This is a genomic window from Accumulibacter sp. (assembly GCF_032229525.1).
In the GTDB taxonomy this organism is placed as follows: Bacteria; Pseudomonadota; Gammaproteobacteria; order Burkholderiales; family Rhodocyclaceae; genus Accumulibacter.
The window spans coordinates 1-6,321 of sequence record NZ_JAVTWB010000185.1; the positions used below are offsets into that span (position 1 = coordinate 1).

Sequence of the window (6,321 nt, forward strand, 5' to 3'; positions counted from 1 at the left end):
TCACTTCACCAGGCCATTTTTGCACGCGTGGCATTACTGGTAACCGGAACGACGCTGCTTGCAGCTGTTTTCTTCGTTCTGTTTACGCTGCTCCCGGTAGCGAAGCGTATTGCCGAGACCCAGTTCAACGAGGCCGCAACGCGCACCGACGCGGCCCTGACCGCTCTCTTCTCGCCGGCCGAAGATTTGCTGGAGATCGGCCGGCGGCGGATTGGTGCTGAGGCGCCGGATATTGACCCTCCGGATGTTTTCAATCGCTTCTTTCAGCCGATGCTGGAAGCGATTGAGCAGGTGACGTCGGTGGTCGCGGGAACGTCCACTGGCCAGGGTTGGCTGCTGCTCCAGCAGCCCACAGGTGCCTGGCGAAACCGCATCACCGATATCCCGCGTTGGGGTGCCCGACACCTGATCGTGGAGCGCCTGCCGGACGGTCGATCGACCCGGGCGTGGAAGGAGCTCGACTACGACGCGCGCACGCGGCCGTGGTACCAGGGCGCCATCGCCAGCGAGGGCGAGAACACGCTGTATTGGACGGCACCCTATGCCTTCTTTACCACGGGCGATCCGGGGATGACCGTTTCCACCCGTTTTAAACTGAGCGATGGGCGTGATTTCGTGCTCGGTTTCGATCTCAAGCTGCGCGATCTGTCGCCAACCACGATGCACTCACGGATCGGTAGCCGAGGTCTGGTGACGGTGATCACCGATGATGAGCGTGTTCTCGCATTGCCATCGCCGCCGCCTGGGATAAAGGAGGCTGACTGGCTGCGACATGTCCTCAAACCAGCCGGCGACCTTGGCCTGCCGCAGTTGCGGGACGCCTTGCAGAGCTGGCGACGGGCGGGCCGGAGCACTGACCGGATCATCAGTTTTGACTCTGAAGGGGCGCCCTGGTTGCTCAGCGCTCGCCAGCATGCGATCGGCCAGCAAGCATTGTGGATCCTGGCAATGGCGCCGGAAGCAGATTTCTCGCCATCCTGGCTGAAGGTGACGGGTATTTTGGGTGGCGGGAGTCTGCTCGTACTGGCGATCGCCATGCTGCTTACGCACGCGCTGGCTCAGCGTCTCGCTCGCCCGCTCGAGAGCCTGGCGAGGGACAGCGAACGGATCGGGCAACTCGATTTTCGGCCCGCCGAGTATCCGCACAGCCGGATTGCCGAGATAAGACAACTGCAGCAGTCACAGGAGACGATGCGCACGACGCTGCAGCGTAACCAGGAGGAACTCGCGCAGCAAGCGACCAGTTTGCGCAATCAGGTGAGCGCTCTGCAGGCGGCAAAGGGAGAGTTGCTGGCCAGCGAGCAACGCTGGCGTTCCTTCTACGACCTCGGTCTGATCGGAGTGGCGATTACTTCTCCCGACAAAAGCTGGATTCACAGCAACGACTATATCTGCCGACTACTGGAGTATCCGGAGCACCAGCTGCACCAGATGTCATGGGCGCAACTGACCTATCCGGACGATCTCGCCGCCGATATCGAAAAGTTCAATGCCTTGCTGGCGGGCGAGATCGACGGCTATGAAATGGAAAAGCGCTTCGTCAGCCGCAGCGGGCGGGTGATCCCGACCCGACTGGTGGTGCGTTGCGTGCGCAAGCAGGACGGGTCGGTGGACTTCATCACCGCGATGATCGACGATCTCACCGAGCGCAAGAGCGCTGAGGCGCGGATCCACTACCTGGCGAATTTCGATGCCTTGACCGGTCTGCCGAATCGAGCCCAGCTGGATGACCGGATGACCTATTCGCTCAGCGTCGCCAGGCGCAACCAACAGACCGTGGCGCTGATGTTTCTCGATGTCGATCACTTCAAGGATATCAACGACACCCTGGGGCACAGCGTCGGCGACGCATTGCTGGTCCAGCTGGCGAGACGGCTGCGCCTGATTCTGCGCGAGGAAGATACCGTATCGCGCCTGGGTGGAGACGAGTTCATCCTCTCACTGCATGGGACAGATGCGCGCGGCGTGGCGCACGTAGCGAAGAAATTGCTGGACGTGATCGCCGAGCCTTACCACATCGAGCAGTACGATCTGCACGTCACCGCCTCGATCGGCATTGCGCTGTTTCCGGATGACGGCACCGACCTGGAAACGCTTTCCCGGAATGCCGATGCTGCCATGTACCGCGCCAAGCAGGAGGGTCGTCACGCCTATCGCTTCTTCACCACGGAAATGCAGGCGCGTTCGGCACGTCATCTGACACTGATTTCGGCCTTGCGCCATGCCATTGCGCTTGACCAGCTGGCGTTGCACTACCAGCCTCAGATCTCGATCAAGTCGGGGCGACTGGTCGGCGCCGAAGCCTTGCTACGCTGGACTCATCCCGAGCTGGGCGTGGTTTCACCAGCCGAGTTCATTCCCGCAGCGGAAGACAGCGGATTGATCCTGTCGATCGGGGAATGGGTGATGCGGCAGGCTGTGCGACATGGCAAGCAATGGATGAGCAGGGGCCGCGATGCCCTGGTCATCGCGGTAAACCTCTCGGCGGTGCAGTTTCGCCATCCGGATTTGCCGAATCTGGTGACCCGCATTCTCGACGAAGAGGGCTTGCCGCCCGAGTATCTCGAACTGGAGCTGACCGAGGGGGTGGCGATGCACGATCCGCAGGGCGCGATTGCGGTGATGAACGATCTGCATGAGCGCGGTGTGCGGATGTCGATCGACGATTTCGGGACCGGCTATTCCTCGTTGAGCTACCTGAAGAAGTTCAAGGTGTACAAGCTCAAGATCGACCAGTCTTTCGTGCGCGACATCAGTACCGACGCCGAAGACAAGGCGATCGTCAGTGCCATCATTCGCATGGCGCAGAGCCTGGGCTTGCAGACCATCGCCGAAGGCGTCGAGACCGCCGGCCAGCTGGCCTACCTGGGCGAGGAAGGCTGCGATGAGGTACAAGGCTACTACTACAGCAAACCGCTGCCGGCCGAGCAGTTCGAGAGCTTAATGGTGGCGCGCAACGCACATCGCTGGTAAGCGGAGCTCGTCAGTTCGGAGCCGGGTCGGGTGCTTTGTTGCCTCACCTCGCCCCTGGCACGCCTGCCGGGAAGAGGACCTCGCGCTGCGGCGTCGGCATTGCGCCGCCGGCGCGTCGGGCGTTGGTAACTACCGTGGCTGATCCATGGTGAAGGTGTTGCCGATCGCGTTGAAAATCTGGTCGGCCGACAGGAAAGCCGCCTGCGGCGCGCCCTCTGGCCACCCGCAACGCAGCACGTAAGCCGACGTACCCACAGGCGCAGCAAGGGCGATGCGGGTGACGCTCGTCATCCGCTGCGTACCGGCGATCGCGCGTTCGTCATAGTTCACACTCTGGACAATGAGGGTGATGGGCGGAATGATCAGCGCCGCGTCCTTTTCGGCGGTGAGCGAACAGTAGGGCTCGTACGGCGCGAGTGCGGTCACCGGCACGACCTTGAGATTCTGGAAAAGCATTCGAGGCTGGCCGCCCGGGAAGCTCAGCGGGGTGTCCAGGCTGAAGCGGAATCCCTTCTCGATCTGTTGCGGTGGCGGGGCCGGCGGTGCGGCGGAATGCTGACACGCCGCGAGCAGGGTAGCTGCCGCGACCGACGCGACGGTCGGGAGCGCGCGTCGGTATCCCCGCGTTGTGCTGTTCACCGGTGTATTCATCGTATTTTCCCCAAGCGTGTGAGCGACGGCCCGTCGCATCGGTTGTCGATGGACAGGAAATCCAACGCGACCAGCGAGAGTGTATGAGTCGCCATCGAGCGCCGTCAATTGCCAATTTGGCCCAGCAAGCTGGCGAAAAGTCAGTCCGGCGCTGCGAGCAGCCAAGACTGACATCGCTCGCGCTAGCGGGCCTGGACTTCGACGTGGCGCGGGCAGGTGGTCAGATGGTCATTGACCATGCCAGTTGACTGCATCAACGCATAACAAATCTTCGAACCAACGAACTTGAACCCGGCTTGACCCAAGGCTTTGCTCATGGCATCCGACCGCTCTGTCCTGGCCGGCACCTCGGCCAGCGTCAGCCATTGATTCTGAATCGGCAGGTGATCGACGAAGTGCCACAGGAAATCGCTGAACGACTGTCTCTCGGCGGTGAGAGCCAGGTACGCTTTGGCATTGTCGATGGCTGCCGCCACCTTGGCACGATTTCGGACGATCCCCGAATCTGCCAACAGTGCGGCAACTTTTGCAGCGTCATAGCGGGCAATCCGCTGCGGATCGAAATCATCGAAGGCGCGCCGGTAGTTTTCTCGTTTCCTGAGGATCGTCGCCCAGGACAAACCGGCTTGCGTCCCTTCCAGGATCAGCATTTCAAACAGGCTTCGATCATCGTGGAGCGGTACGCCCCATTCCGAGTCATGGTATTCACGGTAAAGGTCGAAGCCTTCGCACCACGGACAACGTTGCATCGACATCAACTCCGCGAACAAAGACCCAGTCTACTGCCAACACCGCCAGCGGCAACGCGTCATGCGCCGCCTTGCGCCTTTTTCACGCAAGCGATCGCCGACCCAGCGTTTCGACGCCTTTCCTTTCAAGAGCGCATGCTCGCCAGTTCCCTTGTTGGCTGACGCGAAACCGCGAGCGGCGGAATAAAATCGGCGCTTTCCCTGTTAACCGAGGTGCAGGGACCTCCTGCGCCAACGATTGAAGGAGAAGGCAGATGAATCACTTGAGATCCATGACCAGGATGGTCGCCGCGGCGGCATTGATCGCGTTGTCCGGCACCGCCGCTGCGCAGAGCGCACCGGCAAAGCTTGAAGGCGGCGTGCTGGTCGGGCCGAACGGCATGACGCTCTATGTCTTTGACAAGGATCCGGCGGCTGGCGGCAAGAGCGTGTGCAACGGTGGTTGCGCCGCCAACTGGCCGCCACTGGCCGCTGCCGGTGACGCCATGGCCGCCGGCGACTACGTAGTCATTACACGTGACGATGGTAGCAAGCAGTGGGCATTCAAAGGCAAGCCGCTCTACTATTGGGCGAAGGACCAGAAGCCCGGCGACAAGACCGGCGACGGCTTCAATAGCGTCTGGCACGTGGCCGTTCAATAGGGACCGCGTGGTGACAGGCCCCGGCACGCAGTTCGTTGAGCATATTCCCCGGCTGCGCCGCTATGCGCGTGCGCTGACCGGGGAGCGCAGCAGCGCCGACGATCTGGTGCAGGACGCGCTGGAGCGTGCCTGCAACAAGGTCCATTTGTGGCGCCGCGACAGCGACTTGCGCGCCTGGCTGTTCACCATCATGCACAACGTTTTCATCAATCAGTTGCGGGGGCGCCGTGTGCTGCCGACCGTGCCGTTCGACGAGCAACTCGACGACTTTGCCGGCCAAGCGGCGCACGCCGACGGCCTGGCGATCCGCGACCTCGATGCGGCTTTGAGCCTGCTTCCCGACGCGCAGCGCGAAGTGCTGCTGCTCGTCGGGCTGGAGCAAATGACCTACGAGGAGACAGCGAGGACCTTGGGCATCCCGCTGGGGACGGTCATGTCGCGCCTGTCGCGTGCGCGCGAGCGCTTGCGCGGGATCATGGAAGGTGTGGAGCGCACGCCCGAGGTGGTGGCGCTGAGAGTGATCAAATGAACAAGCCAGCCATTACCGAAGCGGACCTGCATGCCTATGTCGATGGCGCCCTGTCGGACGCGCGCCTCGCCGAAGTGCAGGCCTATCTCGCGACACGACCGCAGGAAGCCGAGCGTGTTCAGGCCTACCGGCAGCAGAACGAGGCGCTGCATCGGCTGTTCGACCCGGTGCTCGATGAAGCGCTGCCAGAGCGCTTGCGGGTGCCGTCGCCCGCGCGCTGGCGATTCGCCCCGCTACGCCAGGCCGCCGTTCTGGCCTGGATCGCTCTGGGTGGCTTGATCGGCTGGCAGTTGGGCAGCATGCAGCACGCAGCGACGAACAAGCATGCCACTCTTGCGCAGCGGGCCGCCATTGCGCATGTGGTCTACAGCCCCGAGGTGCGGCATCCGGTCGAAGTGGGTGCCGACCAGGAGACGCACCTGGTCAACTGGCTTTCGAAGCGGCTTGGTACGCAGCTCAGCGTGCCGCAACTCGGTGAACTGGGCTACAGCCTGGTCGGCGGCCGCCTGCTGCCCGGCGACGATGGCCCGGTGGCGCTATTCATGTACCAGGATGAAAAGGGCCGGCGGCTGACGCTCTACGTCCGTACCGGTGCCGAGGACGGGAGTGAAACCGCCTTCCGCTTTGCCCGGGAGAATGGCGTCAGCGTGTTTTACTGGCTGGACGGCAAGCTGGGCTACGCCCTGTCGGCGGAAATTGACAAGGCCGAACTGCTGCGTGTGGCGAACGCGCTTTATCGACAGCTCAACCCCTGAGCGATACCTTGCCCGGACCCTCT

Annotated in this window: 6 protein-coding genes; 4 read left to right on the forward strand and 2 right to left on the reverse strand. The window is 62.5% G+C overall.

Features of this window, described 5'->3' with window-relative positions; translation table 11 throughout:
* The coding region (locus RUW20_RS14330) for an EAL domain-containing protein (RefSeq protein WP_313952908.1) at nt 1-2,973 on the forward strand (2,973 nt) is incomplete at its 5' end.
* Nucleotides 2,974-3,102: 129 nt separating this feature from the next.
* Here the strand turns inward: RUW20_RS14330 and RUW20_RS14335 are convergent.
* Together RUW20_RS14335 and RUW20_RS14340 are read right to left on the reverse strand one after the other, a co-directional pair.
* A complete protein-coding gene (locus RUW20_RS14335; protein ID WP_313952909.1) occupies nt 3,103-3,624 on the reverse strand; it encodes a hypothetical protein in 522 nt (173 codons plus the stop codon).
* A 182-nt stretch (nt 3,625-3,806) separates the two neighbouring features.
* Nucleotides 3,807-4,373, reverse strand: a complete 567-nt coding sequence (locus RUW20_RS14340; protein ID WP_313952913.1) for a DNA-3-methyladenine glycosylase I — start codon at nt 4,371-4,373, stop codon at nt 3,807-3,809.
* A 254-nt stretch (nt 4,374-4,627) separates the two neighbouring features.
* Between RUW20_RS14340 and RUW20_RS14345 the strand changes: the two genes are divergently transcribed.
* Genes RUW20_RS14345 through RUW20_RS14355 form a run of 3 tightly spaced genes read left to right on the forward strand, consistent with a single transcriptional unit; the run spans nt 4,628 to nt 6,298 of the window.
* Nucleotides 4,628-5,014, forward strand: coding sequence for a hypothetical protein (locus RUW20_RS14345; protein WP_313952910.1), 387 nt, complete (start codon nt 4,628-4,630; stop codon nt 5,012-5,014).
* 10 nt (nt 5,015-5,024) lie between these two features.
* Entirely contained in the window at nt 5,025-5,543 is a 519-nt protein-coding gene (locus RUW20_RS14350) for an RNA polymerase sigma factor (RefSeq protein WP_313952911.1), read from the forward strand.
* A complete protein-coding gene (locus RUW20_RS14355; protein ID WP_313952912.1) occupies nt 5,540-6,298 on the forward strand; it encodes an anti-sigma factor in 759 nt (252 codons plus the stop codon). Before RUW20_RS14350 ends, RUW20_RS14355 begins: the two co-directional genes overlap by 4 nt.
* Nucleotides 6,299-6,321 lie beyond the last annotated feature (23 nt).

Excerpts from the sequence above, each read along its gene's own strand:
- RUW20_RS14340 (WP_313952913.1), bottom strand. The coding sequence starts at position 4,373 with ATGCAACGTTGTCCGTGGTGCGAAGGCTTCGACCTTTACCGTGAATAC.
- RUW20_RS14355 (WP_313952912.1), top strand. The coding sequence starts at position 5,540 with ATGAACAAGCCAGCCATTACCGAAGCGGACCTGCATGCCTATGTCGAT.
- RUW20_RS14345 (WP_313952910.1), top strand. The coding sequence starts at position 4,628 with ATGAATCACTTGAGATCCATGACCAGGATGGTCGCCGCGGCGGCATTG.
- RUW20_RS14335 (WP_313952909.1), bottom strand. The coding sequence starts at position 3,624 with ATGAATACACCGGTGAACAGCACAACGCGGGGATACCGACGCGCGCTC.